We start from the raw sequence: 25,173 nt of genomic DNA, 5'->3' as shown, positions 1-25,173 counted from the left end.
GAGCTAGTCACGGAACACACGCATACCCAACGCCTTCAGGTAAGACGTTTCCGGGATAGCCGGGTGCACCGGGTGGTCGGGGCCTTGGTGGCCTTGGAAAATCACCTGACCGTGACGATCCTGGTGACGAACCGCACCACGTACGACATCCATTAGCCGCTCGGGCGCTAGGTGCATGGAGCAAGAGGCTGACAGTAGCAGACCATCACGACCCAGCAGTCGCATGGCTTCGCGGTTCAAACGGGCATAGGCACGCTCGCCGTTAGGAATATCTTTGCGCTTTTTGATGAAGGCAGGCGGATCAAGAATGATCACGTCGAACTCCTCACCCTCTGCCTTCAATGCTGCTAACGCTTCAAACGCATCACCCTCGCTAACCGCCACCTTATCCTGCACGCCATTCAGCTCGGCGTTGCGGGCTACTTGATCCAGCGCCGGGCCTGAAGAGTCCAGGCACAGCACCTCTTTCGCACCATGAACGGCCGCCTGCACGCCCCAGCCACCCACGTAGCTGAATACGTCCAGCACGCGTTTACCTTCCACCTGACGATTGATCCATTCGCGATTAACGCGATGATCAAAGAACCAGCCGGTTTTTTGACCGTTAAGCACCGGCACCACAAAGCGAGCGCCGTTCTCTTCGAGCACTACTTCGTCGGGCAGCGTGCCTTTGATGACCTCAATGTGAGCCTCAAGCCCCTCCTGACGACGACCACCGGTATCGTTACGGAAGACGATCACTTCCGGCTTGATGACTTTTTCCAAGGCATCAACAATTTCATCCGCCAACGCCTGCATACCCGCCGTATTGAGCTGCACCACTAATACATCGCCAAAGCGGTCAATCACCAGACCCGGCAGCAAGTCACCTTCACCGTGAATCAAGCGGTAGAACGGCTGCGCATAGAGGCGCTGGCGCAGTGCCAACGCTTGATTAAAGCGGTGCACAAACAGCGAACGATCCAAACGCATTTCGGGGTCGCGAGACATGACCCGGGCCGCAATTAGTGAATGGGGATTAACGTAAGCCACCGCCATGACTTTTCCGTTGGAGGCTTCTACCAGGGCGGTTTCGCCTGCCGCGAAGTTTTTAAGCGGCGTCTCTTTGATATCTACCTCATTGGAGTAGATCCAGAGATGGCCCGCTTTGAGGCGGCGGTCAGCATTCTTATTCAGGCGCAGGCGTTGGGTCACAGCAATCTCCAAAAATCGTAAGCAAAACTTAAGTAAAACGTTAGCACTTATCGGTAGGCATCAGCGCTGACAGCCGGGGCAGAACACGCTGGCGCGCTGGCCAAGCGTAATACGGCGAAGCTCCGTGCCACAGCGCAAGCAGGGCTGACCGTGGCGGCCATAAACATTAAGGCGCTGAGCAAAATAACCGGGCTCTCCCTGGCCACTGACAAAATCCCGCAGCGTTGTCCCACCTTGGGTAATGGCCGCCGCGAGCACCTCTTTCACGGCAAGGGCTAGGGCGTCATAGCGAGCACGGGAAACTCTGCCCGCCGCACGGCGCGGATCAATGCCCGCCATAAACAGCGCTTCTGCAGCATAAATATTACCGGCCCCCACTACTACCTGGTTATCCATCAGAAAGGGCTTTACCGCCACGCGCTTATTGCGCGAAAGCGTGTAGAGCCATTTGCCATTAAACGCATCAGATAGCGGTTCAGGACCCAAGTGCGCCAGACGCTTATCCCGCGCTTCGTCATCGGCCTGCCAATCCACAAAGCCAAAACGACGGGGGTCGTGATAGCGCAACACATAGCCACTGGCCGTGACCACATCGACATGATCATGTTTTTTAGGCAGATCACCCACCCTGGCAATACGTAGGCTACCCGACATGCCCAAGTGCCATAACAAGGTGCCGCCCCCAGCATCGGGCTTTGCTACTTGCTGAATCGGTATTTGCAGGTATTTAGCACGTCGCTTCAATACGCCAATGCGCGCGCCCACCAAACGCTCGGCCAAATCATCCGGCACAGGCACACGCAGCCGCGGCTGACGCACCAACACTTCGGTAACTTCCTGACCCTCAATATAAGGAGCAATCCCGCGTCGGGTCGTTTCAACTTCGGGCAGTTCGGGCATAGTTAGTCATCGTACCGGCTTGTAGTGACAGCCAAATGAAGGTGGTTTAGCGAGATGCGATATGTAAAAGACATGCATGCAAAAACCCGGCTTGAGGCCGGGTTTTTGAACAGGCGCTCGCCTGCAGAGAAAGCCGATCATAATCGCTTACGCGATTACTTGATCTTGGCTTCCTTGTAGATAACGTGCTTACGGACAACCGGGTCGAACTTCTTGAATTCGAACTTATCCGGAGTATTCCGCTTGTTCTTATCAGTGGTGTAGAAGTGACCTGTACCGGCACTAGACACCAGCTTGATTTTATCGCGCATGGTTTAATCCTTCCAAAATACTTGGTCCGAAACGCTTGGCCAAAAAGCTGGCTTAGATAGCGTCGCCGCGCTTACGAATACCAACCAACACTGCGTCGATACCGTTTTTATCAATAATACGCATTCCTTTAGTGGAAACGCGCAGCTTGACGAAGCGGTTTTCAGACTCAACCCAAAAACGATGGGTGTGCAGGTTTGGCAAGAAACGACGACGTGTCTTACGCATTGAGTGTGAAACGTTATTTCCAGTTACCGGACGCTTGCCGGTAACCTGACATACTTTGGACATTAGAGCCTCCAACTGCTTGGCCAGCATATACTTGACCAGGATAAAATAGCCTGAGTGTTCAAAACTGTCGGGCGGACCGGAAGGGAAGGTGTCGACGCCGTTAACCGCCAAGCTTTATCCAAATCCGTTATTCAACCCAAGTTTAAAGGAGGCACTTTATACCAGAGCGCCCGACTAGCAGCAAGAAAAACCAGCTAAAAAGGTGAAAAAAGCGCCTTTCTGCTCATTTTTCTTAGACAATTTCGCGCGATGTACTACGCGCCTATTCTGCTTATAGCCAACCACGCTCGGCAAAAGAGACCACTTCTCCATCTCCCACCACGAAATGATCCAGCACGCGCACTTCAAAAAGTGCGAGTGCATCTTTTAAACGTTCAGTGATACGTCGATCAGCGTCGCTTGGCTCTGCCACACCAGAAGGGTGGTTATGAGCCAGGATAACAGCGCCAGCGCTAAGTTCTAATGCGCGCTTGGCAACTTCGCGGGGGTATACAGATGCGCTATCTAGGGTACCGCGAAACAACGATTCATAGCGAATAATTCGGTGCTGGGTATCCAAAAAAAGCACCGCAAACTCTTCATGCCCTAAATGGCGTAGTTGTGAACTCAGATAGTGACGCACCAAGGCAGGCGATGTTAGTGCATTACCACGCGCCAGTTGACTAGCCAAATGGCGACGCGATAGCTCAAGGGTGGCCTGAAGCTGGGCGTATTTAGCGCTGCCTAAACCTCGCGCAGCACAGAAGCTCGCTTGATCGGCTTCGAGCAGTTGGCGCAAGCCACCGAAACTGCTGAGTAAATCACGCGCCAAATCGACCGCGGAACGTCCTTGTACCCCGACGCGCAAAAAAATCGCCAGTAACTCGGCATCTGATAGCGCCTGAGCACCCGCATTTAATAACTTTTCCCGGGGCCGCTCACCCTCTGGCCAGTGATTGATTCCCATCGCAGCTTCCTGTGTTGCTCAGCCTCATTAAACCTAGCTTAACCTTGTTTACCCCCAATATGCCAAATTGGTGATGCCAGTGGTATGGTAAGCCTCCTCACGAACGCTGATGTGGATCACTGACATGGCTTCTGTTGTTAACGCAACCCATACCCCGACGCTCGCTGGCAAGCGGGTGCTACTCGGTGTTAGCGCAGGCATCGCGGCCTATAAAAGCGCGTTGATTGTGCGCCTGCTCAAGCAAGCAGGCTGCGAGGTGCGCGTCGTAATGACCAGTGGGGCTCAAGCCTTTATTACCCCACTGACGCTGCAGGCGCTCTCGGGTGAGCCTGTGCGCACCTCCTTACTCGACCCCGACGCCGAAGCAGGCATGGGCCATATTGAGCTGGCCCGCTGGGCGGATGTGGTGCTGATTGCTCCCGCTACCGCCGACTTAATCGCTCGATTAGTGCATGGCATGGCTGACGACTTGCTCACCACGCTCTGCTTAGCGTCAGAAGCGCCTAAACTGATTGCCCCAGCAATGAACCAGGCAATGTGGCGCCACCCCGCTACCCAGCGCAACGTAGAGCAGCTTCAGCAAGATGGTTGGCAGCAGATAGGCCCCGACGCAGGTGATCAAGCCTGTGGTGATGTAGGGCCTGGTCGCATGAGCGAGCCTGAAGAGATATTCAGTGTCGTGACGGCCCTGTTTTCAGCGCCTTTCGTCCAGTATCCCGATGCCTCGGCCAGCGCTCCTCACGTGGTCATCACTGCTGGGCCTACGCGGGAACCGCTAGACCCGGTGCGCTACCTTTCCAATCACAGCTCAGGGAAGATGGGCTTTGCTCTCGCCGCGGCGGCAGTGGCACAAGGGGCGCGGGTGACGCTGATCAGCGGGCCGGTTAACCTACCCACGCCCCAAGGCGTCACACGAATTGACGTTGAGTCCGCCGAGCAGATGTACGCAGAGGCGCAGCGGCTAGCGCCCCTGGCAGGGGTTTTTATTGGCTGCGCGGCGGTCGCCGACTATCGTGCGGCAGCCCCCGCCGAGCACAAGCTTAAAAAGCAGGACGATAGCGATACGCTCACCCTGACCCTAGTTAAAAATCCCGACATTATCGCCAGTGTCGCCGCGCTGCCCGTGGAGCAGCGCCCTCTTGTCGTGGGTTTTGCCGCCGAAACCCAAGAGGTTGAGCGCTACGCCCGAGATAAACTACAGCGCAAAGGGCTAGACATGATTGTGGCTAACGATGTTTCTCAGGCGGGCCTGGGATTCGGCAGCGATCAGAATGCGGCCTGGTTACTATGGCGCACCGTAGACGGCATAGAGAGCCGCGCAGAGCCACCCCAGCCGAAGACTCAACTGGCCGCGACCATTCTCAGCCAAGCATTAGCGCTGCTATCTACGAAAGCGGCTCAAAAAAATACCTGACATCACTTCTGGAGAGTTCCTATGAGTGCCCGCCCCCGCCTACAGTGCAAAGTATTGGATGAGCGTTTGCACGACTACCTACCCGCTTACGCAACAACGGGCTCTGCAGGCATGGATTTGCGCGCACTGCTGGACGAGCCATTGACGCTGGCTCCCGGCGAATGTCAGCTCGTGCGTACCGGGATTGCCATCTATATTGAAGACCCGAGCTTGGCGGGCATGATTCTTCCCCGCTCCGGCTTAGGACACAAACACGGCATCGTGCTAGGCAATTTGGTGGGTTTAATCGACTCGGATTACCAGGGCGAACTGATGATTTCGGTATGGAACCGCGGACAGAGCACGTTTACGCTGGCGCCTTTTGACCGGCTAGCTCAGTACGTACTGGTACCCGTGGTGCAAGCCGAACTCACGCTTGTGGACGCCTTTGAAGACTCTACGCGTGGTAGCGGCGGCTTTGGCAGCACCGGTAGCCAGTAACGCTCTGTAGGCATGTTTTTATAACGGGAAGCTTTATGAACGCACAGACCGTACCCGCTTCGATTTTCCGCGCCTATGATATACGCGGCATTGTGGACGACACGCTCACAGTAGAAACGGTTGAACTGATTGGTCGTGCCGTGGGCTCGGAAGCTGCCGCGCGTGGTGAGTCCAGCGTGGTGGTTGCTCGAGACGGTCGCCTTTCCGGCGCTCGGCTGCAAACAGCGCTGATGCGCGGCCTGACTGCCGCAGGATGCGACGTCATCGACATCGGCATGGTGCCCACGCCGGTACTCTACTTTGCCACTCATATACTGGATGGCACTCAGTCAGGCGTGATGGTCACCGGTAGCCATAATCCGCCTGACTATAACGGCTTTAAAATCGTGCTGGGCGGCGAAACGCTCTCAGGTGATGCCATCACCGCCCTGTTTGAGCGTATTCAGTCCGGAAAGTTGGAGAGCGGTGCGGGCAACATCACCCAGCAGGATATTCGCGAAACCTATTTAGCGCGTATTTTAAGTGACGTTAAGATCAACCGGCCGATCAAAGCCGTGGTTGACTGCGGCAATGGGGTAGCCGGGGAGCTTGGCCCACAGCTATTAACGCGCCTGGGTATTGAAACGACGCCGCTATTCGCCGAGATTGATGGTCACTTCCCCAATCACCACCCTGATCCCGGCAAACCGGAAAACATGCAGGACCTGATGCGCAAGGTGCAAGAAACCGGCGCTGATATTGGCCTGGCCTTCGACGGAGATGGCGACCGTTTAGGCGTCGTAACACCCTCGGGCAAGCTGATTTATCCCGACCACCTGCTGATGGTATTTGCCACCGATATGCTCGCGCGACAGCCCGGCGCCAAGGTCATTTTTGATATCAAGTGCACCGGTAATCTAGTCAAGGTGATTAGCGAGGCAGGCGGTGAACCTGAGATGTGGCGTACCGGCCACTCACTCATCAAGGCACGGATGAAGGAGACGGGTGCTCAACTAGGTGGCGAGATGAGCGGGCACATTTTTTTCAAAGAGCGCTGGTATGGTTTTGACGATGGCCTTTACGCTGCCGCTCGACTGGTAGAGATTCTCGCCAACCAGCATGAGGACGCCGACACCTTTTTTGCCCACTTTCCTCAAGACGTTAGCACCCCAGAAATTAATATCGCAGTTACCGACGCTAACAAATTTTCTCTAGTGGATAAGCTTGCTCGCGAGGGCGACTTCGGCGAAGGTATCAAAACCACGCTGGACGGCATCCGCGTAGATTACCCAGATGGCTGGGGTTTATGTCGCGCTTCCAATACCACCCCAGCCCTGGTGATGCGCTTTGAAGGTAAAGACGATGCCGCCTTGGCTCGCATTAGATCGGTTTTTAATAACGCGCTACAGCGCGTCGCGCCAGATATTGAGCTGCCCATTAATTAGATAGCTCTTGAAATAGCTCTTCAAATAGCTCTTGAAACAGTTAGGCGCCGAGGGATCGCGCGCGCATAGAAAGCGCGACCCTCACCACTCAATCAGCATAAACGTTAGCAGCATAATAAACGTTCGCAAGGGACAACCTCATGAGTTCAGCCAGTCGCGACCCCCAGGTCGTTGTGGAGGTGCTTTCCGAAGCCCTCCCCTATATTCAGCAGTTTTCAGGCAAGACCGTGGTGGTCAAGTACGGCGGCAATGCGATGACCGAAAGCACCCTGATTGACTCCTTTGCCCGCGATATCGTGTTAATGAAGGAAGTCGGCATCAACCCAGTAGTGGTGCATGGTGGCGGACCGCAGATCGGTGACTTGCTCAAAAAGCTCAATATCGAGTCGCGCTTCGTCAACGGTATGCGGGTCACTGACTCGCAAACCATGGACGTCGTCGAGATGGTCTTGGGTGGCCTAGTCAACAAAAGCATCGTCAATCTGATCAATCAAAGCGGTGGCAAAGCAATTGGCTTGACCGGCAAGGATGGTTCACAAATTCGTGCCCGCCAGCTCAAGGTGGAGCACCAAAGCCCCGAGATGACCGCTCCGGAAATTATCGATATTGGTCATGTCGGCGAAGTAGAGTCGATTTCAACCGAACTGATTGAAATGCTTGCTGCTCGCGACTTTATTCCCGTGATTGCTCCCATTGGCGTCGACGCCGCAGGCCACAGCTACAACATCAATGCTGACCTGGTAGCGGGCAAGATTGCCGAAGCGCTGAACGCTGAAAAGCTGATGCTGCTAACCAATGTCGCTGGCTTAATGAATGCCAACGGCGAGGTACTCACTGGCTTAAGCACCTCCCAGGTGGACGAACTGATTGCCGACGGCACGATTTATGGCGGCATGCTGCCTAAGATTCGCTGTGCATTAGACGCAGTGAAAGGTGGCGTGAACAGTTCGCACATCATTGATGGACGTGTCCCACACGCGGTATTGCTGGAAATTTTCACCAATGCTGGTGTAGGTACTCAAATCAAGGACGCGAATTAACCGCGACGGAGGGCTAACGTTATGAGCGAAGATCGTAAACCTCGCCGCCGCGAGCAAATCCTGCAAGCCCTGGCGCTAATGCTTGAGGAAGACAGCGGCAAGCGGATTACTACTGCCGCCCTCGCTCGTCAGGTTGGCGTGTCGGAAGCGGCGCTGTACCGCCATTTCCCCAGCAAGGCGCGCATGTTCGAAGGGCTGATCGACTTTATTGAAGAGAGCATCTTTGAGCGCATTACGCGTATTTTAGACGACGTACCTGACGCCACTACCCGTTGCGGCACCATCTTGTCGCTACTACTGGGTTTTGCCGAAAAAAATCCTGGCCTGGCACGAGTAATGGGCGGTGACGTACTCACCGGCGAAACCGCGCGGCTGCGCCAGCGGGTCAATCAGTTATTTGAACGCCTGGAGATGCAACTCAAGCAAATTCTTCGTGAAGCCGAGCTTCGCGAAGGCTTGCGGCCCACAATTCCCGCCTCTGCTGCCGCCAATTTGCTCGCGGCCCAGGCAGAGGGGCGAATTTCTCAGTATGTGCGTAGCGACTTTAAGCGCCTGCCGACCGAGCACTGGGAAGATCAGTGGTCACTGCTTTCAGCCCAATTACTGCGTGCTGCGGTGCAGCCCGCTTAGGCTAAAACACGGATGACACAAAAAACCGGCCCTCTTTAAAGGGGCCGGTTTTTTTATGCTGCAAAGCCAAAAAGTCAGGCATTCAATGGGGTCTTAAGCAACCATCTCTTCGCCCATTTTCTGACGTAGCTTTTTCATCGCATTCTTTTCAAGCTGGCGGATACGCTCAGCGCTGACGCCGTAAACATCAGCCAGATCATGCAGCGTCTCTTTGCTATCTGCCAACCAGCGGCGCTGTAAAATATCCCGCGAGCGCTCATCCAACCCTTCGAGAGCAAGCTGCAAACGACGCGTTGAGTCTTCCTCGAAGTTGCTATCTTCCAACTGCGTAGCTGGATCGGAAGCAGCATCGTCTAAAAAGTGCACCGGTGCTTGATAGGTGCTCTCTTCATCATCGCCTGCCGGGGCGTCATAGCCTGCATCGTATGACGACAAGCGGCCTTCCATATCGCGCACGATCTCAGGCTTAACATCAAGATCTTTAGCGATGGCAGCCACTTCGTCGTTGTTCAACCAGGCTAGGCGCTTTTTCGCGCTACGCAGATTGAAAAACAATTTCCGCTGCGCCTTGGTCGTGGCAATTTTAACGATTCGCCAGTTGCGCAGCACAAACTCGTGAATTTCCGCTTTAATCCAATGTACGGCAAAAGAGACCAAACGGACGCCTTGATTAGGATCAAAGCGTTTAACGGCCTTCATTAGCCCCACATTACCTTCTTGAATCAGGTCGGCTTGGGGTAAACCATAGCCGGAATAGCTGCGCGCAATGTGAACCACAAAGCGCAAATGTGACATAACTAAACGCCGAGCAGCTTCTAGGTCACCGTCATCATAAAGACGATAGGCGAGTTCACGCTCTTCATCGGCACTTAAAACCGAAATTCCATTGACTGCGCGGATATAGCCGCCCAGATCGCCGCCGGGTGATAGCTGACCCACCGGTATAAGACTAGTGCTCATGTGCAGGTGGTCTCCCCTGTAACCCATCGTGGTTGACGTAGCACGTTATCAATAACACCTATTTACCATGACTCTATTACAAAGACGTTATCTATAAAGATTGTGTCTTAGAGACAGTATCGCGAGAAGAAGGTTCACCCAGCTTTGCCTTGGCCCGCCGTATCGGTAGTGATTTGGCAGCGACCGCGTTCATAAATGAACTCAAGCATAAACGGCTGACCTTTTTACCACATCATTTTGGGCGAATACTTGAGAGGTGACGTGTCACCGCCAACCAAGCGCCCAACCAGCCTAATAGTGTACTGCAAGATAGCAGAATTGTAGAGCCTGTCACATCGAGCTGGGGCAATGAGAAGCTGGCGCCGTAGCTCGCCGCCAGCGCCGCCACCGGTAGCGAAAGCCAATGGTTACCCACACCTAGCAGGCCAAGCGCTAGCAAACCACCGCCGACACCGTACCATGCGCCGCTATAAAGAAAAGGCCGCCTAACAAATGCGTGGGTGGCACCAATCAGCATTACCACTTCCATTTCCCGACGGCGGCTCTCCACCGACAGGCGAATGGTATTACCCACCACCAGTAAAACCCCCAGACCAAACAGCGCTCCTAACGCCAGCGCAACGCGCCTACCTAGTTCAGCCAAGTTTCTTAATCGTTCGACCCAAGCCAAATCAACGCGAACTTCATCGACACCAGAAAGGGCTTCGAGTGTGCTGGCTAACTGCTGCATGGCGGCAGGCTCAATGCTTTCTGGGCGCACTACAATACTGATGGGGAGCGGATTGCTTTCCAGACCCGCTAGCGCATCATCAAGCCCCAGCGACTGTTGAAACTCCGCCATGCCCTGCTCGGCGCTGATCAACTGCGTGCCAAGTACGCTCGGCTCAGCGTTAACCGCCTCTTCAATACGCTGAGCCTGGGCATCATCAGCGCTTAGCGCTAAGTAGACCGTGAGGGTGGCACTCTCATCCAGCTCCGCATCCAGCAAGCGCGCACTGTCCAGGGTTAACCACAGCGCGGCAGGCAACACCAGTGCAATAGCGATGGCTAACATGGTCAGCAGGTTCCCTAAGGGATAGCGTACCAGGCGATAAAAGCTATCCCACGCCATGCTGCGGTGGTGGCGGCCCCAGGCGCGTAGGCGGCTGGAAAAGCGCGTTTGCTGCGACCTAGCGCCCCGCTGCGGGGCTCGGTCAGCAGAGGGCTTGGCGGTACTGCGGGGCGCTTTAAGGGCTGCGCCCTTTGGGCGCTTGGGGGTGGCAGATGGCCTCATACCGCGCCCTCATCAGCCACTAGACGGCCATCGCTTAATCGTAAAATACGGTGGCGCAACCGGGCGATTAGCGCCAAGTCGTGACTGGCGATCATGACTGTCGTACCAATCCGATTAAAATCTTCAAACAGCGCCATAATATCCGCCGAGAGCTGCGGATCCAGGTTACCTGTCGGCTCGTCTGCAAGCAGCAGTGAGGGCTTATTGACCACCGCCCGGGCGATGCCTACCCGCTGCTGCTCACCGCCGGAAAGCTCTATAGGCAACGCCTTTTCACGATGTAACAGCCCAACTTTATCTAAAGCGGCGCGCACTCGCCGGGCGGCTTCACGGGGCTCGACCCCTTGAATCTCCAGAGGCAGAGAGACATTGTGAAAAATGCTGCGATCAAAGAGCAGTTGGTGATCCTGGAAGACCACGCCAATTTGGCGACGATAAAACGGCACCTGACTAGCGTGCAGCTGGGCAATATCATGCCCTGCCACCACGACTCTTCCCCGGCTGGGCTTTTCAAGACGCATAATTAAACGTAGCAGTGAACTCTTCCCCGCCCCGGAGTGGCCGGTAAGGAACACCATCTCACCTCGGGCAACACGAAAGTTAAGATGCGCCAGCGCTTCAAAACGGCCGCCGTAGCGTTTTCCCACATGCTCAAAGGCGATCATGCGCTGGCATCGTCCCCTTGGCGGTCAAACAGCGCGTGGACAAAATCACTGGCCTCGAAGGGGCGCAGGTCGTCGATTCCCTCCCCCACGCCAATAAAGCGAATCGGCGTTTCCAGCTGTTTGGCCAACGCGAAAATAATGCCGCCTTTGGCGGTGCCATCCAACTTAGTTAGCGTAATCCCGCTAACCGGCACGGCATCGTTAAACGTGCTGGCTTGGGAAATAGCGTTTTGCCCGGTGCCCGCATCCAGCACCAGCATCACTTCATGGGGCGCTGTATCGTCAAGCTTCTGCATCACTCGGTGGACTTTTTTCAACTCTTCCATCAGGTGGCTTTTGTTATGCAGCCTCCCAGCAGTATCAGCAATTAAAACATCAACGCCACGGGCTTTGGCAGCCGCCACCGCGTCGTAAATAACCGAAGCGCTGTCTGCGCCTGTGTGCTGTGCAATCACCGGTACACGGTTGCGTTCGCCCCACACTTTAAGCTGCTCTACTGCAGCGGCACGGAAGGTGTCACCGGCCGCCAACATGACGCTTTTACCTTCCCGCTGAAAGCGTTGGGTGAGCTTACCAATGGTGGTAGTCTTACCCACACCATTAACGCCCACTACTAAAATCACAAACGGACCGCTGCCCTGTTTTTCGAGCACCAGCGGCTTGGCGACCGGCGCCAGCATCGCGGTCAACTCTTCCTGAAGGCCTCGGTAGAGCGCCTCAGGGTTGTTTAGCTCTTTACGCGAAACACGCGCTTCTAACCGCTCAATAATCTCGCTGGTCGCCTCAATCCCCACATCCGCCAGTAACAGCTGCGTTTCAAGATCTTCCAGCAGCTCATCATCGATCTGTTTTTTACCTAAAAACAGATCGGCGATGCCGTCGGTGAGGTTTGCGCGGGTTTTGCCCAGGCCCGATTTAATACGCGCAAACCAGCCCTTCTGCTCGCCCGGCTGTTCACTTTTTTTGGCGACAGGCTTGTCTTGCAATGCGGGTCGCTGCGCCGTTTCACGAACAGGCTCGGGTTCAGTTATCGGCTCAAGCTCAATAACGGGCTCAGATTCGGGAATCGGTTCTGACTCAGGCGCGGGCTCAGGTTCGGTGGCTGGTTCTGGAACGGGTTCTGGCGACGGCTCTAATAAAGCATCAGGCGTGTGCGGCGAATCCGCTAGGTTTTCAATTTCTGATGGGGCATTTTCGGGCTTTTCAGTCTCTACTTTGTCTGTCTCTAGAGTGTCAGACGGTGGGCGCTCAGTTGGCATTTGACGCGCCTCAGGGTTCGGCTCGCCAACCCTGGCATCATCCTGCGCCTCCTTTTCAAGCTGAGGCTCTTCTTTTTGCGGCGCCTGCTCTGGGTCGTGCTTGTTCTTACGCTTAAAAAAACCAAACATGAGTGTTATCCGACATAAAAAGTGAACATTAGGCCCATCCTACCACCGGCGGCAGAGACTTTGGATAAGCAGCCCGCTACAATCCGCCTCATGACACGACAACGCCCCCCTCGATCATCCGTCTCCCGCCGCGCACCTGCAAAGCGGACTGGCAAAGCACTGGGTAAGCCAGCGGGTAAATTGCGCATTATTGGTGGTGAGTTTCGCCGCCGCCAGTTGCCTGTGCTAGACAGCCCGGGCCTGCGCCCGACGCCAGACCGGGTGCGCGAAACGTTATTCAACTGGCTGGGACAACAGCTTTACGGCCAACGGGTGCTAGACCTATTCGCAGGCACTGGCGCGCTCGGCATTGAAGCTGTGTCCCGTGGCGCGGCGTGGGTCGATTTTGTTGAGCGCGACCCAAAGGTGGCCGCGCAGCTTACAACCAACCTCGCGTCACTTAATATTACCTCAAGTGCGCTGCATGTTAATGATGTCCAGGCTTATCTGGCACGTCCTACAAAGCCCTATACGCTGGTATTTCTCGATCCCCCCTTTCATCAGCAGTTGGCCGCGCCTTGCTGCTCAGCGCTGGAGAGCGGCGGCTGGCTTAGCGAAGGGGCAATGATCTACCTCGAAACCGAAACATCTTTGGTGCCGAGCGTTCCCTCTAACTGGCAGTTACAGCGTGAAACTCAGGCTGGGGAAACCAGCGCTCGGCTCTATCAACGCCAGCCGTTGTAAACAGCGCTTGCCGCCACGCGGCGGTGGCGTTACGCTCGCCTCATTCGTCCCTACTGGCAAGCTTTGCGCTTGTTTTTTTGAGCTTATTTTCGCTTAACATTTTATGCTATGGAGCTACACATGAGTCTGGAACTATTTAACCAGCTTGAACAGAAAGTCACCGATACCGTTGATGCACTGGAAATGATGAAACTGGAAAATGAAGAGCTGCGCGGTGAAAACGCCAAGCTTAAAGAGGAGCGTGAAGAGTGGGAGCGTCGCCTCAATGGCCTGCTAAGTAAATTTGAGAGTCTGGAAACATCTAACACCCCGAACTAACCCGCCATATACGCTGCCGCCTAAAGCACCAGGGACATCAGCAGCGCATCTTCTCGCCCAGTGGCGCCCTGCGCCGCTGGGCAGCCCTGAGCAAATGAAGAGCCCTGAGCAAATGAAGAACCTTGAGCTGATGAACAGCCCTGAGCGAAAGAAGGGTCTTGAGCCGGATAGTAGCCTTTGCGGCGTCCATCTTCGCTAAGCCCACAGCGCTGATAGAGCTGAATAGCGCTAAGGTTTCCCACCCGCACTTCAAGCAGTAGGCGTTCACTTGACCAGCCTTGAGCTGTTGCGAGTACCGCCTCCATCAGCGCAAACCCCACGCCACTACGGCGCCACTCTGGTAAAACCCCTATGGCATGCAGTTCCGCTTCAAACGGCAATCGCGCCACAATGGCATACCCTTGCAACTGCTCACGCTGCCATCGGCCCAATACACAGCTGTCTCGACTGCCCAGCGCTTCAAGCATTTGTGAATCGGTGGTACCGCTTTGCGCCTGACGCTCTAGCGCTGTCAGCAACGCTAAGTGCTCAACGGTCAGTTCAGTGATCATCAGCTGACTGCCTGGCGCCGTCTGGCTGATCGCCTGTCGAACTATTGGCCGCCCACTGCTGGCTAAGCGCTTGCAGCGCGGGCCATAGGTCACGCTTGTTACTGGTACCGTCGAGCAGTGACGCAAGCGCTGGGCCCTGCCACACGGGCAGTGAAAGCGTATGACAGTGGCCTTCGGTCACGTTCATTATACGATCCAGCGGCGCTTGTTCAGTGCCCAGTTCGCCCCACCAAAGTAGCCGCTCTAACCGCCACCCCTGCCGACTAACCCTACCTGCAATAAAGGCCGCCACGCCTTCACGAGCTTCATCTAACGGATCCTCAACCGCAAAAGCATTGGTCATTTGCGGCCAAGTAAAGTGCGTTACTTCAGGTAGCGCGTCCTGCTGAATACCCGCTGCCTGAAGCAAATTGGCCAGTAGCTGACGCTCCTGTGCACTTATTTCACCGGCTTGCACCACCAGCCAGCGGCCGTTAAGGCATAGACAGGAAAGAGCGAACTGAAGCGGTTTAGCCGACTTGGTAGGCAACGCTTCTACCGTGGAGGCCGACGTATCAGCAGGAGCAATCGCCGGTTTATCCTCTTGCCCCAGAAGTGCCCGCACCGCCGAAGGTGAAGCAATGCCATCACCTGACCCACTGGGTTCGGGCGCTTGAGATTTGGGCGCCTGGGGGTTGGGCATAGCGCGCCTTGGCGCGGGAGCGTCATCCAACAGTGCCTGCAGCCGCTCCCGGGGCGGCGTTGGAGCAGGCATCGACTCCTCCCACTCGCAGACTTCTGTGGGCAGGGCATTGGGCAATTGGTAGCGTGAGGCCCAAGCGGTAATGCCCATGGCCTCCAGGTAGTGACGCCGAATAACTTCTTGTGTCACTTTCCGCCGCCACGGCAGTTGGGTGAGTTGGGGCGTTCACCGCCGCGCGCCTGCCATTCATCAGGGGTGTAAAGATGCATTGCCAAGGCATGCACTGGGCCCGAGAGCTCATCGGCCAACAACGCATAAATCTTTTGATGGCGCTTCACCGGCATCAGGCCGTCAAAAGTGTCGCTGACCAGGGTCACTTTGAAGTGAGTTTCCGAGTTGGCGGGCACGTTATGCATGTGGCTTTCGTTTTCAACCTGCAGCACATCGGGCGCGAGTGCCGCTAACTTCTGCTCAATCTGTGTCTGCAGCGTCATGGGGTTCTCCTTGAGATCACAAACCATTTTATTGTACGCGCTTACTGTCCAGCAGACGATGCCCGGCGAGCGAGTAAAGCGCGTCTTGCCAGCGGCATACGTGCAACACTTGCCAACAGTGCCAGCAGCGTGGTGGTCGCCCCGAGCCAAAGCGTTACTTGAACAGGCCAACCCAGCGCCAGCGCAGCACCGACCAGGGCCACCCCAAACGACTGCCCCACTGTGCGCGTTGTACTCATGACCCCAGAAACGTTGGAACTGCGCTCCGGCGGTAGACTACCCATCATTTCGCGATTGTTGGGTGGCTGGAATAGGCCAAAGCCAATACCGCATAATGCGGTACGCCACAAACTGCCCGCCACACCGGTAGACTCATCCACGAGCGCTAGCGCAATCAAGCCAAGGATCAACAGACCAAGCCCGCTACTCGAGAGAATACTGGGGTTAACCCGGTCGGCTAAGCGCCCCGCCACAGGCCCTACCAGCATAATGGCGAGCGGCCAGGGAGTGAATAGCCAAGCCGTTTCCAGCGGCGAAAACCCCATCTGCTCCTGATAGAAAAACGACAGTGCCACAAAAGTAAGGCCCTGACCTATAAAGGCAAGCCCGGAGGCAGACACCGCCAGCGTAAAGCGCAGCTCGGCAAACACGCTCAGTGGTAGGAGTGGGTATGGCGCACGTCGCTGACGAGCAATAAACCCAACACAGGCCAATACCGCCAACAGAGCCCAGCCGCCGCTTTGCCATATCGGCGCGGCGTGGCTGACAGCATCCATGGCAATGAAGAAACTGGCCAGCATAACAATCGAGAGCAGCGCGCCTGCTACGTCAAAACTGCCTTTACGCGGCTCTTCCCGAGGCAGCGCCCGCTTGGCCAACCACAGCGAGCAGAGACCCAGCGGCACGTTTAAGGCAAACAGCCAGGGCCAATCGGCAAAGGACAAAATGACGCCACTCAAAGTAGGCCCCGCTGCGTAGCCTCCAGCCACCACCAACGCGCTTAAGCCAAGGGCGCTGCCCAATAGGCGCGAGGGGAAAATGGCGCGATAGAGCGATGGGCCGATAGATAGCGTGGCTGCAGCGCCTAGCCCTTGGAAAGCACGAAATACCAGCAGCGTTTCCAGGTTGCGCGATAGCGCGGCACCTAGCGCGGCGGCGACAAACGTCGCGAGCCCGAATAGGTAGAGTCTGCGACGCGTGATCAACTCACTAATACCCGCAAACACGAGCAAAAAAGCCGCGCAAACGACCTGAAAAAGGTTGGTGATCCATACCGCTCGGGATGCCGAGACATTCAAATCGGCAGCAATGGTGGGGAGCGCTAGATTGATCATGGTGGTGTCAACCACCGCCATCAAGGTACCGGTCACCAGCGCCAACACAGCAAGGGCGCGTTCAGGGCCGGGTAAACCATCGTCTCCCGGACGGGTTTCAAACAGTCGCATGGGTGGCGTTCCTAAGCGAAACAGCTAAAAGCAGAAAACCGGCCTAAGCCGGTTTATCTATACACTTGCGCTACTTGAAAAGTCAGCTAGCAAGCTCCAGGCAGAGCCTTATATTAGCACGCTAATAGCTAGTCTTGCTCACTGTCGAGCAGCAGCGCGTCATCCACTTCTGAGATTTCCAGCGGCGTTTCGTCGTCTAAGTCAATGGCGAGGTAGCTGTGTTCAACGCGCACAAACTCTTGAAACAGAGCCCAGTCAAGTTTGCCCGGCCACTGCCGTTCATCCTCTTCCCAAGCGCGCAGCTCAGTTTCGAGAATTTCCACACAGCGTTCACGTACAAAAGTTTCCAGTGCTTCTGGGGTATCCATTTCAGGAATCAGATAAATGGTACTTTCACGCTCGACGTCGTCCAGGGTCAGGTCGTCGTCTCCCATGGTGGGTTCGAGCGCATTGATCCAGTCCACAAAGGGCTGGGTCGGCCTGACGCTCAGTGCGGAGCGGTTAAGCAGTTTCATGGGATTCTCCTCGCCGTCGAAACGTTGATCATTATGGGCGCTATAACGCGCCCTTACCAACTTTTCATCCGCTATCGTAAGGGTTTAGTCCACTTCAGGGCGCATTGCCGGGAACAGCAGCACATCTCGAATGGATGGGCTATCCGTGAACAGCATTACAAGCCGATCGATGCCGATACCTTCACCAGCGGTAGGCGGCATGCCATACTCCAGCGCACGGATATAATCAGCGTCGTAATACATCGCTTCCAAATCACCCGCATCTTTCTCTGCTGACTGGGCGCGGAAGCGCTCTGCCTGGTCTTCAGCGTCGTTGAGCTCCGAGAAACCATTAGCGATTTCACGACCACCCACAAAGAACTCAAACCGATCCGTAACGAACGGGTTAGCGTCATTACGCCGTGCCAGGGGGCTGACCTCTGCAGGGTACTCGGTGATAAAGGTCGGCTGGTCGAGCTTGTGCTCGGCCACCTCTTCAAATATCTCGGTTTGTACCTTGCCCAATCCCCAACTCTCTTTGACTTTGATACCCAGTTTTTCAGCGGTGGCCCGCGCCGCTTCCAACGAATCCAAATCGCTGTCGGAAATGCCGTCGCCATGATCAAGAATCGCCTGGCGCAAGGTTAAGCGAACGAATGGCTGACCGAAATCATAGCTGGCACCCTGGTACTCAATCACCGCGCTGCCAAGTACTTCTTCAGCGGCCGTACGCAGCATTGCTTCGGTCATATCCAGCAGGTCGCGGTAATCCGCGTAGGCCCAGTAGAACTCCACCATGGTGAATTCTGGGTTATGGCGCGTGGATAACCCTTCATTACGGAAGTTGCGGTTAATCTCAAACACTTTTTCAAAGCCGCCCACCACCAAGCGCTTGAGGTAAAGCTCCGGCGCAATGCGCAGGTACATATCGATATCCAGCGCATTGTGGTGGGTGATGAAGGGACGCGCCGCGGCGCCGCCGGGAATCGGCTGGAGCATCGGCGTTTCCACTTCCATAAAGCCACGGGCTTCAAAGAAGCGGCGCATGGAGCTAATCACCGCGGCACGGGTTTCAAACACCTTGCGCGACTGTGGATTCATGATCAGATCCACATAGCGCTGGCGATAGCGGGCTTCCATATCGGTCAGCCCGTGAAATTTATCCGGCAGCGGGCGCAGGCTCTTGGTGAGCAGTTGCGCCTCCTTCATCATTACGTACAGGTCGCCTTTGCCGGATTTATGCACCGGCCCGTGGGCGGCGACGATATCACCGATATCCCAACTTTTAACGTCTTCAAGTACGTCAGCGGGCAGGCCTTTCTTGTCCACGTAGAGCTGGATTTGTCCGGCCACATCCTGAATAACGATAAAGGGCCCACGCTGACGCATAACACGTCCAGCTACGGAGGCGTGGTGATCCAGCGCTTCCAACTCGGCCTTGTCTTTTTCACCGAAGGCGTTCTGCAGCTCAACGGTTAAGCTGTCGCGGCGAAAATCATTGGGGAATGCACTCTTTCCCTGCTCAGCGGCACGTTCGCGGCGAGCGGTAAGCTTAGCTCGTCGCTCAGCGATCAGGTGGTTCTCGTTCTCTGCAGGAGACGCGTCTTGGTTAGCCATGGGGCACCCTATTCGTGTTCAATCGCTAAAAATTACAAACCTTGCTTCAAGCTGGCGACGATAAATTGATCAATGTCCCCGTCGAGCACTTTATCGCAGTTGCTGGACTGCACGCTGGTGCGCAAATCTTTGATGCGCTGATCGTCAAGCACGTAAGAACGAATCTGGCTGCCCCAGCCGATATCCGCCTTGGAGTCTTCGGCCTCCTGCTTGGCGGCATTACGCTTTTGCATCTCGTGCTCCCATAGCCGTGCTTTCAACTGCTTCATCGCGAAATCGCGGTTAGCATGCTGGCTACGTTGACCCTGGCAGGCCACCACAATGCCGGTCGGCTCGTGGGTAATCCGCACCGCTGAGTCGGTGGTGTTAACGTGCTGGCCACCCGCGCCACTGGAGCGGTAAGTATCGACGCGCAAGTCCGAGGGGTTAATCTCGACCTCAAAGCTGTCGTCAATTTCCGGCGACAGGAATACCGATGCAAAAGACGTGTGTCGGCGGCCGCCTGAGTCGAATGGGCTTTTCCGTACTAAGCGATGCACGCCAGTTTCGGTACGTAGCCAGCCGAAGGCGTAGTCGCCCTGGATATGTACGGTGGCCGACTTAATGCCCGCCACTTCGCCCGCGGAGATTTCAGTGATATCGGCTTTGAAGCCATGGCTCTCCGCCCAGCGTAGGTACATACGCAGCAGTATATTGGCCCAGTCCTGCGCCTCAGTGCCCCCAGAGCCGGACTGAATATCCAGGTAGGCATTATTGGGGTCCATATCACCGGAAAACATGCGCCGAAACTCAAGCTTCTCAAGCGCCGCCTGCATGCTGTCCAGCTCTTTGCGCACTTCATCGACGGTGCCTTCGTCCTCTTCCATTTCCGCCAGCTCTAACAGGTCCCGGCTATCGCCCAGGCCCTGTTCAAGGTCATCAATGGTGGCCACAATGGCTTCGAGGGAGGCGCGCTCTTTACCTAACTTCTGCGCGTAGTCCGGATCATTCCAGACATTAGGATCTTCCAGTTCGCGGGTAACTTCTTCTAGCCGATCTTTCTTCTCGGCATAGTCAAAGATACCCCCTAAGAACGTCTGTCCGCTCAGACAGGTCCTTAATCTGGTTGTGAATCGGGTTGGTTTCCAACATGGGATCGCCCTAGCTTGGTCTGTATCTGGTCGTACAGAGGTGTATCGATCAGAAAAGCGCATAGTGTAACGAAAGCCGGCACGCCCCGCATCCAATGGCCTGCTACAAGGCAATAAAAAACCCGGCGGGCGCCGGGTTTGGGTAGAGTAGCTCTCTCGCCATACCTTAAAAACGATAGGTGAGCTGGGCACCAATACCGTGGGCTTCGTTTTTGTAGTCGGCTGAGTAGTTCGAAGTGATGGGCGGCGTGCGCTGACCGGCTACCGTGAAACTGTCCGTTTTGGACTGGTCTACCTGAGTGCCACGCTCGGTCAAATAGGAGTACGCCACATCCAGGGTCAGGTCAGGTGTAGGACTCCAGCCAGCACCAATTGAGAAGATGCGCCGATCATCAGACGGAATCCGAACACTACGTGTTTCATCCTGCGTTGGGGTAAAGTCAAGCGCAACTCCGGCGCGCAAAGCAAGTTGAGGGGTCAATTGATATTCGCCGCCAGTGGAGAAGGCCCAAGCGTTAGAGTAATTCTGCTGCTCATTAGTGATCTCGCCACGCTCGGTACCGGTGACCAGAATCTGGTCAAATTCGCTCCAGCGCGCCCAGGAAGCACCAAACATCAGCTTAAGGTTGTCGCTCATTTGCTGAGTCAGCGAAAAGTTAACCGTTTCAGGCGTGGTCAAATCCAGCGCAGCAGTATCCGTTACGGTGCCGATGCCCAGTTGGTCTAGCACAGGCGAGCTTGCAGAGAAGCTGCCCTCCAGGTTGAAATCCACTTTCGAGCGGTACGTCAAGCCGAGCGTGGTTTCCGGTACTGGCTGATAGATCACCCCCAGGTTATAGCCCCACGCCTCGTCATCACCTTCAACGCGTGAGTCGACTTCTGAAAGTCCTAACGGAGTAGCCACGGGCACTTGTCGACGCAGCTCCCCTTCTACGCGGTTATACGTGACACCAACACCCACGCCCCACTGCTCGTTAAAGCGGTAGGAGACGGTTGGCTGGGCGGTCATAACCTTGACTTCGGTATAGTTTCCTTGGTTACGCCCTTGGAAACCGTCTTCATAATCGGTTTTTGAGCCGAAAGGCGCATATACACCAAAACCGAAGGCTAACTGCTCATTAACCGGCTGCGCGTAAAAGGCAAAAGGTACCAGGGTGCCTGGTACCATATCGCCATCGTTGGTTCCTGAAACAGGCAGCGTATCAGTCAAGCCACCCGTGGCTTGCAGAAATGCCGGACTGGATTGAGAAGCGCTGACGTTACTGATATCGGTATTGACGCTGAGAAAGGTTCCACCCACAGTCACCTGGGCCCGATCCAAAAACGACATACCCGCCGGGTTGCCATATACGATAGTGGCATCATGCACGTTAGAGCTACGACCTGCATGGCCATACCCCTGCCCACTAACGCTCTGCTCATTAATTTGGTACCCGCCCGCATGGGCTTGGCTGGCGAAGGCGGCTGTGATGGCAGCAGCCAGGGTGAGCTTATTAAATTTATTATTCATAGTGGGCCTCTCTTCCCGATGATCCCGTGGATACCAACGATCCACTCTCTTTATTTTTACATGACTGTTTTCTCGCAACTGAGCCAAAGGTTCAAGAGCAAACGAGCGTTTTATTTTGTTTTTCGCTTATACATTAGTCGCACGCTCGTTTTAAATCAGTGTTTTAGTCATTTCGGCCGATTGTCAAAGGCACCCTTGACCTATGGGTTACCCATAGGTTCTACACTGAAATAGACACAATTTTGCTAGGCGGGAGAAAAGACGATGAAAGTTAACGAGCTTGCCAAACGAGGCGGTGTCACCGCTGAGACCGTGCGCCATTATGCTCGTGAACAGCTGCTTGCCCCCCAGCGCCACCCGGATAACGGCTATCAGCTCTTTTCCGATACTGACTTAGAGCGGCTGCGCTTTATCCAGCGGGCGCGCAAGCTAGGGTTTAGCGTGGCCGAAATTCGCGACATCTTGGCTCACGCCGACCAAGGCGACTCACCGTGCCCATTAGTGCGCGACCTACTCGCTAGCCGTTTGCCACAAATACGCGCACGTATTGCTGAGCTAGAAGCCCTGGCTGAGCGTATGGAGCATGCCTTGACCAGTTGGCAGCACATGCCTGATGGCACACCCGATGGGCATAGCGTATGCCGCTTGATTGAAAGCTTCCCAGACTCAACATCTACCCAGGAGGCCCCATGAGCGACTCCTCTACCGAAGCCGCCTCAAGCGTAAGCACTGCCCATGGCGCCACCACGCGAACTATACCCGGTATGAACTGCCAGGGTTGCGTCAAGCGTATGCGCGAGGCAATTCAAAGTAGCGACCCTGAAGCTGACGTGATCGGCACGCCTAGCGAAAAACGACTTGAGGTTGTTTCGACGTTAACCGACGCGGAGCTTGATCAATCCTTGACCGAGGCGGGCTTTCCGCCAACAGCCCCAAACGCTGCTGATACGCAGCCAGATAAAGCGCTACCCGCTGAAGCTGAAAAGGCGACAAGTCATCCTCCCCATTCTCAAGGGCATGGCCAGGGCAAAAAGCAGCGCTTGGCGATTAGCGGGATGACCTGCGCCAGCTGTGTCAAAAGTGTTCAAAAAGCGCTTGAGCGTACCGAGGGTGTAGACACTGCCAGCGTCAACTTTGGCAGCCACTCCGCCCAGGTGTTTGGCAGTGCCGAGACTCAAGCATTGATCGCCGCCGTTGAGTCAGCGGGCTACGGTGCCGAGCCGATTGTGGATATGCGGGAAGCCGAGTGCACCCGGGCAGAGCAGGATGCCAAGACATACCAAAAACGGCTGCGCGGCAGCGCCATCTCGTTGGCACTAGCGATTCCACTGATGCTCAGCATGCTGTTTTTCCACCCTCACCCGATGGGGTTAGGGCGTCTCTATTGGCTGGTGATTGGTCTATTAACCCTGGGCATTATGGCCTTCCCTGGGCGGCACTTTTTCGTCAACGCCTGGAAGCAGTTTAAGCATCGCCAAGCCAATATGGATACATTAGTCGCCATAGGCACCGGCACTGCCTGGCTCTACTCCATGGCGGTGGTGCTGTTCGCACCGTGGTTACCGGAAGTCGCTCAAGGCATCTATTTTGAAGCCTCCGCCATGGTGATCGGGCTGATTCTGCTCGGCAATGCCATGGAGCTACGCGCCCGAGGGCGCACCAGCAATGCCTTAAAGCGCCTGCTTGACCTACAGAGCCGAACAGCGAGGGTTATTCGCGACGGCCACGAGCAGGAGATTGAGATCGATGCCGTGCAAACGGGTGATCACGTCCGAGTGCGGCCTGGCGAACGACTGCCTGTGGATGGTCAGGTGACCGAAGGCGAAAGCCATATCGACGAGTCGATGCTCACCGGCGAGCCTGTACCGGTAGCGAAGCGCGAGGGAGATGACGTCAGCGCGGGCACGGTGAATGGCCGTGGCGGGCTGGTATATCGAGCAACGCGAGTAGGCGCCGATACCCGACTGGGCCAAATTACCGAACAGGTGGCGAGCGCCCAGAACTCACGCCCACCGATTGGCGAGCTCGCCGACCAGGTTTCAAGTGTGTTCGTCCCTTCAGTGATGATCATTGCGGTACTCACCGCCCTGACGTGGTTCAACTTCGGCCCTGCACCTCAAGTCATTCACATGCTAGTCACGGCGACCACCGTGCTGATCATTGCCTGCCCCTGCGCGCTGGGCCTGGCCACGCCAATCTCGACCATGATCGGCGTCGGTAAAGCGGCAGAGCACGGGGTGCTGGTACGCAACGGCGAGGCGCTGCAAACCGCCAGCAAGCTGACCACGCTAGTCGTCGATAAGACTGGCACGCTCACCCAGGGCAAGCCCAGCGTTACCGATGCACAGATGTTTGGTGTGGAGCACTCGACCGCTCTTGGCTTAGTGCATTCACTGGAGCGCGGCTCCGAACACCCGCTTGCCACAGCGCTAATGGCCTACGCGGATGAACACAACGTTGAACCTGCCGAGATCCATAATTTCGACAGCGTTACCGGTGGTGGGGTGAAAGCCCAAACGCTCGACGGCAAAGCACTATTACTGGGCAATGCGCGTATGTTAGGTGAGGCAGGGGTAGATCTTGCGGCAGGCGAAGAGCAGGCACGAGCGCTGGAGGAGCAAGCCCGCACGCTGGTGTATCTAGCGGTGGACGGCAAATTAGCCGCTCTATTCGGCATCAGTGACCCGCTTCGCCACGACACCGTGGCCGCCATCAAGCGCCTGCAGAAAGACGGCTTAACCATTGTGATGCTGACAGGCGATAACGAGCACACTGCCAAGGCCATTGCTCAGGAAGTGGGTATTGATGAGTACCGCGCAGGCCTGCTACCCGAGGACAAGCACGCCGAGATCGAGCGCCGCCAGCAGGCGGGAGAAATCGTTGGGATGGTGGGCGATGGCATCAATGATGCCCCGGCGTTGGCCCGAGCAAATGTGGGTTTTGCGATTGGCCAAGGCACCGATGTGGCGATTGAGAGCGCGGGCATCACGCTAATGCGCGGCTCGCTGCACGGGGTGGCGTCTGCGATAGAGATCAGCCGCGCCACGCTGCGCAATATCAAACAGAATCTGGTGGGCGCCTTTGGCTACAACCTGCTGTGTATTCCCATCGCAGCGGGCGTGCTCTACCCAATAACCGGCACGCTGCTCTCACCGATGATTGCGGGTGCTGCCATGTCACTCTCTTCCATCACCGTGGTGAGTAACGCCAACCGTTTGCGGCTGTGGAAGTCACCCAGCCAGGAGGACGTCGCATGAGTCTATTGATCAACCTGGCGGGGCTTGGGCTTATCGCC

The 25,173-nt window shown here is 55.9% G+C and carries 26 protein-coding genes; 9 read left to right on the top strand and 17 right to left on the bottom strand.

The genetic code is table 11. From position 1 onward, the window contains the following. Positions 1–3: 3 nt before the first annotated feature. The 5 genes from MLE19_RS04715 to radC all read right to left on the bottom strand — a co-directional run bounded on the left by MLE19_RS04715 (position 4) and on the right by radC (position 3,640). Positions 4–1,194, bottom strand: a complete 1,191-nt coding sequence (locus MLE19_RS04715; RefSeq protein WP_240716918.1) for a class I SAM-dependent rRNA methyltransferase — start codon at positions 1,192–1,194, stop codon at positions 4–6. Positions 1,195–1,254: 60 nt separating this feature from the next. Next, on the bottom strand, positions 1,255–2,094 hold the full coding sequence (mutM, locus tag MLE19_RS04710; protein WP_240716917.1) for a bifunctional DNA-formamidopyrimidine glycosylase/DNA-(apurinic or apyrimidinic site) lyase: 840 nt from the start codon (positions 2,092–2,094) through the stop codon (positions 1,255–1,257). Positions 2,095–2,249: 155 nt separating this feature from the next. Beyond that, the gene (rpmG, locus tag MLE19_RS04705) at positions 2,250–2,405 is read right to left on the bottom strand and encodes a 50S ribosomal protein L33 (RefSeq protein ID WP_007111734.1); all 156 of its coding nucleotides are present in this window, start codon (positions 2,403–2,405) and stop codon (positions 2,250–2,252) included. Positions 2,406–2,457: 52 nt separating this feature from the next. Then, positions 2,458–2,694 carry a 50S ribosomal protein L28 gene (rpmB, locus tag MLE19_RS04700; RefSeq protein WP_096282194.1) on the bottom strand — a complete coding sequence of 79 codons (237 nt, stop codon included), beginning with the start codon at positions 2,692–2,694 and terminating at the stop codon, positions 2,458–2,460. A 271-nt stretch (positions 2,695–2,965) separates the two neighbouring features. Beyond that, positions 2,966–3,640 carry a RadC family protein gene (gene radC / locus MLE19_RS04695; protein WP_240716916.1) on the bottom strand — a complete coding sequence of 225 codons (675 nt, stop codon included), beginning with the start codon at positions 3,638–3,640 and terminating at the stop codon, positions 2,966–2,968. Positions 3,641–3,764: 124 nt separating this feature from the next. Between radC and coaBC the strand changes: the two genes are divergently transcribed. The 5 genes from coaBC to slmA all read left to right on the top strand — a co-directional run bounded on the left by coaBC (position 3,765) and on the right by slmA (position 8,628). Further along, positions 3,765–5,054: a bifunctional phosphopantothenoylcysteine decarboxylase/phosphopantothenate--cysteine ligase CoaBC gene (gene coaBC / locus MLE19_RS04690; protein ID WP_240716915.1), complete on the top strand. Its 1,290-nt coding sequence runs from the start codon at positions 3,765–3,767 to the stop codon at positions 5,052–5,054. A gap of 21 nt (positions 5,055–5,075) precedes the next feature. Further along, the gene (gene dut / locus MLE19_RS04685; protein ID WP_240716914.1) at positions 5,076–5,534 is read left to right on the top strand and encodes a dUTP diphosphatase; all 459 of its coding nucleotides are present in this window, start codon (positions 5,076–5,078) and stop codon (positions 5,532–5,534) included. A gap of 35 nt (positions 5,535–5,569) precedes the next feature. Then, a complete protein-coding gene (locus tag MLE19_RS04680; protein WP_240716913.1) occupies positions 5,570–6,958 on the top strand; it encodes a phosphomannomutase/phosphoglucomutase in 1,389 nt (462 codons plus the stop codon). A gap of 140 nt (positions 6,959–7,098) precedes the next feature. Then, a complete protein-coding gene (gene argB, locus MLE19_RS04675) occupies positions 7,099–7,998 on the top strand; it encodes an acetylglutamate kinase (RefSeq protein ID WP_240716912.1) in 900 nt (299 codons plus the stop codon). Between the two features lie 21 nt (positions 7,999–8,019). Next, positions 8,020–8,628, top strand: a complete 609-nt coding sequence (slmA, locus tag MLE19_RS04670; RefSeq protein WP_240716911.1) for a nucleoid occlusion factor SlmA — start codon at positions 8,020–8,022, stop codon at positions 8,626–8,628. A gap of 93 nt (positions 8,629–8,721) precedes the next feature. Here the strand turns inward: slmA and rpoH are convergent, their stop codons facing one another. From rpoH to ftsY, 4 genes are all read right to left on the bottom strand, one after another. After that, positions 8,722–9,588, bottom strand: coding sequence for an RNA polymerase sigma factor RpoH (gene rpoH, locus MLE19_RS04665; protein WP_240716910.1), 867 nt, complete (start codon positions 9,586–9,588; stop codon positions 8,722–8,724). Positions 9,589–9,820: 232 nt separating this feature from the next. Then, complete coding sequence (gene ftsX / locus MLE19_RS04660; RefSeq protein ID WP_240716909.1) at positions 9,821–10,861, bottom strand: permease-like cell division protein FtsX; 1,041 nt, start codon at positions 10,859–10,861, stop codon at positions 9,821–9,823. Further along, complete coding sequence (gene ftsE, locus MLE19_RS04655; protein WP_240716908.1) at positions 10,858–11,526, bottom strand: cell division ATP-binding protein FtsE; 669 nt, start codon at positions 11,524–11,526, stop codon at positions 10,858–10,860. Before ftsE ends, ftsX begins: the two co-directional genes overlap by 4 nt. Further along, on the bottom strand, positions 11,523–12,914 hold the full coding sequence (gene ftsY / locus MLE19_RS04650; protein ID WP_240716907.1) for a signal recognition particle-docking protein FtsY: 1,392 nt from the start codon (positions 12,912–12,914) through the stop codon (positions 11,523–11,525). Before ftsY ends, ftsE begins: the two co-directional genes overlap by 4 nt. Before the next feature lie 90 nt (positions 12,915–13,004). Here ftsY and rsmD point away from each other — a divergent pair, with 90 nt between their 5' ends. Together rsmD and zapB are read left to right on the top strand one after the other, a co-directional pair. Continuing rightward, on the top strand, positions 13,005–13,637 hold the full coding sequence (rsmD, locus tag MLE19_RS04645; RefSeq protein WP_240716906.1) for a 16S rRNA (guanine(966)-N(2))-methyltransferase RsmD: 633 nt from the start codon (positions 13,005–13,007) through the stop codon (positions 13,635–13,637). Between the two features lie 120 nt (positions 13,638–13,757). Then, positions 13,758–13,955, top strand: coding sequence for a cell division protein ZapB (gene zapB / locus MLE19_RS04640; RefSeq protein WP_240716905.1), 198 nt, complete (start codon positions 13,758–13,760; stop codon positions 13,953–13,955). Positions 13,956–13,975: 20 nt separating this feature from the next. On the opposite strand, the gene MLE19_RS04635 is transcribed toward zapB, so the two are convergent. The 8 genes from MLE19_RS04635 to MLE19_RS04600 all read right to left on the bottom strand — a co-directional run bounded on the left by MLE19_RS04635 (position 13,976) and on the right by MLE19_RS04600 (position 21,878). Continuing rightward, entirely contained in the window at positions 13,976–14,506 is a 531-nt protein-coding gene (locus tag MLE19_RS04635) for a GNAT family N-acetyltransferase (RefSeq protein WP_240716904.1), read from the bottom strand. Beyond that, complete coding sequence (locus MLE19_RS04630) at positions 14,496–15,377, bottom strand: hypothetical protein (protein ID WP_240716903.1); 882 nt, start codon at positions 15,375–15,377, stop codon at positions 14,496–14,498. The genes MLE19_RS04635 and MLE19_RS04630 overlap by 11 nt, the downstream gene beginning before the upstream one ends. Then, complete coding sequence (locus MLE19_RS04625; RefSeq protein WP_240716902.1) at positions 15,374–15,682, bottom strand: BolA family protein; 309 nt, start codon at positions 15,680–15,682, stop codon at positions 15,374–15,376. The genes MLE19_RS04630 and MLE19_RS04625 overlap by 4 nt, the downstream gene beginning before the upstream one ends. Before the next feature lie 41 nt (positions 15,683–15,723). Further along, positions 15,724–17,127, bottom strand: coding sequence for an MFS transporter (locus MLE19_RS04620; RefSeq protein WP_240716901.1), 1,404 nt, complete (start codon positions 17,125–17,127; stop codon positions 15,724–15,726). Between the two features lie 128 nt (positions 17,128–17,255). Next, entirely contained in the window at positions 17,256–17,642 is a 387-nt protein-coding gene (locus tag MLE19_RS04615) for a hypothetical protein (protein WP_240716900.1), read from the bottom strand. An 84-nt stretch (positions 17,643–17,726) separates the two neighbouring features. Then, the gene (lysS, locus tag MLE19_RS04610; protein ID WP_240716899.1) at positions 17,727–19,238 is read right to left on the bottom strand and encodes a lysine--tRNA ligase; all 1,512 of its coding nucleotides are present in this window, start codon (positions 19,236–19,238) and stop codon (positions 17,727–17,729) included. Positions 19,239–19,270: 32 nt separating this feature from the next. After that, positions 19,271–20,369, bottom strand: a protein-coding gene (gene prfB / locus MLE19_RS04605; RefSeq protein ID WP_340163100.1) for a peptide chain release factor 2 whose coding sequence is annotated in 2 segments (ribosomal slippage) — positions 19,271–20,293 and positions 20,295–20,369 — 1,098 coding nt in all. Because the reading frame shifts where the segments join, the coding sequence is not laid out codon by codon here. A 165-nt stretch (positions 20,370–20,534) separates the two neighbouring features. After that, positions 20,535–21,878 carry an OmpP1/FadL family transporter gene (locus MLE19_RS04600; RefSeq protein ID WP_240716898.1) on the bottom strand — a complete coding sequence of 448 codons (1,344 nt, stop codon included), beginning with the start codon at positions 21,876–21,878 and terminating at the stop codon, positions 20,535–20,537. Between the two features lie 264 nt (positions 21,879–22,142). On the opposite strand from MLE19_RS04600, the gene MLE19_RS04595 reads away from it, so the two are divergent. Next, positions 22,143–22,571 (top strand): MerR family transcriptional regulator, encoded by a 429-nt coding sequence (locus tag MLE19_RS04595; protein ID WP_240716897.1) that lies wholly within the window; start codon positions 22,143–22,145, stop codon positions 22,569–22,571. Next, positions 22,568–25,135 (top strand): heavy metal translocating P-type ATPase, encoded by a 2,568-nt coding sequence (locus MLE19_RS04590; protein ID WP_240716896.1) that lies wholly within the window; start codon positions 22,568–22,570, stop codon positions 25,133–25,135. The genes MLE19_RS04595 and MLE19_RS04590 overlap by 4 nt, the downstream gene beginning before the upstream one ends. Positions 25,136–25,173 lie beyond the last annotated feature (38 nt).

It is taken from the genome of Vreelandella neptunia, from assembly GCF_022489065.1.
Taxonomy (GTDB): domain Bacteria; phylum Pseudomonadota; class Gammaproteobacteria; order Pseudomonadales; family Halomonadaceae; genus Vreelandella; species Vreelandella neptunia_A.
The sequence above is the reverse complement of the archived record's forward strand: the minus strand, read 5'-3'. Positions and strand labels throughout refer to the sequence as shown.

What these genes read in the sequence shown, in the direction of transcription:
- rpmB (WP_096282194.1), bottom strand. Translation starts at nt 2,694, where the DNA reads ATGTCCAAAGTATGTCAGGTTACCGGCAAGCGTCCGGTAACTGGAAAT.
- MLE19_RS04620 (WP_240716901.1), bottom strand. Translation starts at nt 17,127, where the DNA reads ATGCGACTGTTTGAAACCCGTCCGGGAGACGATGGTTTACCCGGCCCT.
- MLE19_RS04595 (WP_240716897.1), top strand. Translation starts at nt 22,143, where the DNA reads ATGAAAGTTAACGAGCTTGCCAAACGAGGCGGTGTCACCGCTGAGACC.
- MLE19_RS04615 (WP_240716900.1), bottom strand. Translation starts at nt 17,642, where the DNA reads ATGAAACTGCTTAACCGCTCCGCACTGAGCGTCAGGCCGACCCAGCCC.
- MLE19_RS04590 (WP_240716896.1), top strand. Translation starts at nt 22,568, where the DNA reads ATGAGCGACTCCTCTACCGAAGCCGCCTCAAGCGTAAGCACTGCCCAT.
- lysS (WP_240716899.1), bottom strand. Translation starts at nt 19,238, where the DNA reads ATGGCTAACCAAGACGCGTCTCCTGCAGAGAACGAGAACCACCTGATC.
- ftsX (WP_240716909.1), bottom strand. Translation starts at nt 10,861, where the DNA reads ATGAGGCCATCTGCCACCCCCAAGCGCCCAAAGGGCGCAGCCCTTAAA.
- dut (WP_240716914.1), top strand. Translation starts at nt 5,076, where the DNA reads ATGAGTGCCCGCCCCCGCCTACAGTGCAAAGTATTGGATGAGCGTTTG.
- slmA (WP_240716911.1), top strand. Translation starts at nt 8,020, where the DNA reads ATGAGCGAAGATCGTAAACCTCGCCGCCGCGAGCAAATCCTGCAAGCC.
- MLE19_RS04625 (WP_240716902.1), bottom strand. Translation starts at nt 15,682, where the DNA reads ATGACGCTGCAGACACAGATTGAGCAGAAGTTAGCGGCACTCGCGCCC.
- MLE19_RS04635 (WP_240716904.1), bottom strand. Translation starts at nt 14,506, where the DNA reads ATGATCACTGAACTGACCGTTGAGCACTTAGCGTTGCTGACAGCGCTA.
- coaBC (WP_240716915.1), top strand. Translation starts at nt 3,765, where the DNA reads ATGGCTTCTGTTGTTAACGCAACCCATACCCCGACGCTCGCTGGCAAG.
- radC (WP_240716916.1), bottom strand. Translation starts at nt 3,640, where the DNA reads ATGGGAATCAATCACTGGCCAGAGGGTGAGCGGCCCCGGGAAAAGTTA.
- ftsY (WP_240716907.1), bottom strand. Translation starts at nt 12,914, where the DNA reads ATGTTTGGTTTTTTTAAGCGTAAGAACAAGCACGACCCAGAGCAGGCG.
- zapB (WP_240716905.1), top strand. Translation starts at nt 13,758, where the DNA reads ATGAGTCTGGAACTATTTAACCAGCTTGAACAGAAAGTCACCGATACC.
- argB (WP_240716912.1), top strand. Translation starts at nt 7,099, where the DNA reads ATGAGTTCAGCCAGTCGCGACCCCCAGGTCGTTGTGGAGGTGCTTTCC.
- rpoH (WP_240716910.1), bottom strand. Translation starts at nt 9,588, where the DNA reads ATGAGCACTAGTCTTATACCGGTGGGTCAGCTATCACCCGGCGGCGAT.
- MLE19_RS04600 (WP_240716898.1), bottom strand. Translation starts at nt 21,878, where the DNA reads ATGAATAATAAATTTAATAAGCTCACCCTGGCTGCTGCCATCACAGCC.
- rpmG (WP_007111734.1), bottom strand. Translation starts at nt 2,405, where the DNA reads ATGCGCGATAAAATCAAGCTGGTGTCTAGTGCCGGTACAGGTCACTTC.
- rsmD (WP_240716906.1), top strand. Translation starts at nt 13,005, where the DNA reads ATGACACGACAACGCCCCCCTCGATCATCCGTCTCCCGCCGCGCACCT.
- ftsE (WP_240716908.1), bottom strand. Translation starts at nt 11,526, where the DNA reads ATGATCGCCTTTGAGCATGTGGGAAAACGCTACGGCGGCCGTTTTGAA.
- MLE19_RS04680 (WP_240716913.1), top strand. Translation starts at nt 5,570, where the DNA reads ATGAACGCACAGACCGTACCCGCTTCGATTTTCCGCGCCTATGATATA.
- mutM (WP_240716917.1), bottom strand. Translation starts at nt 2,094, where the DNA reads ATGCCCGAACTGCCCGAAGTTGAAACGACCCGACGCGGGATTGCTCCT.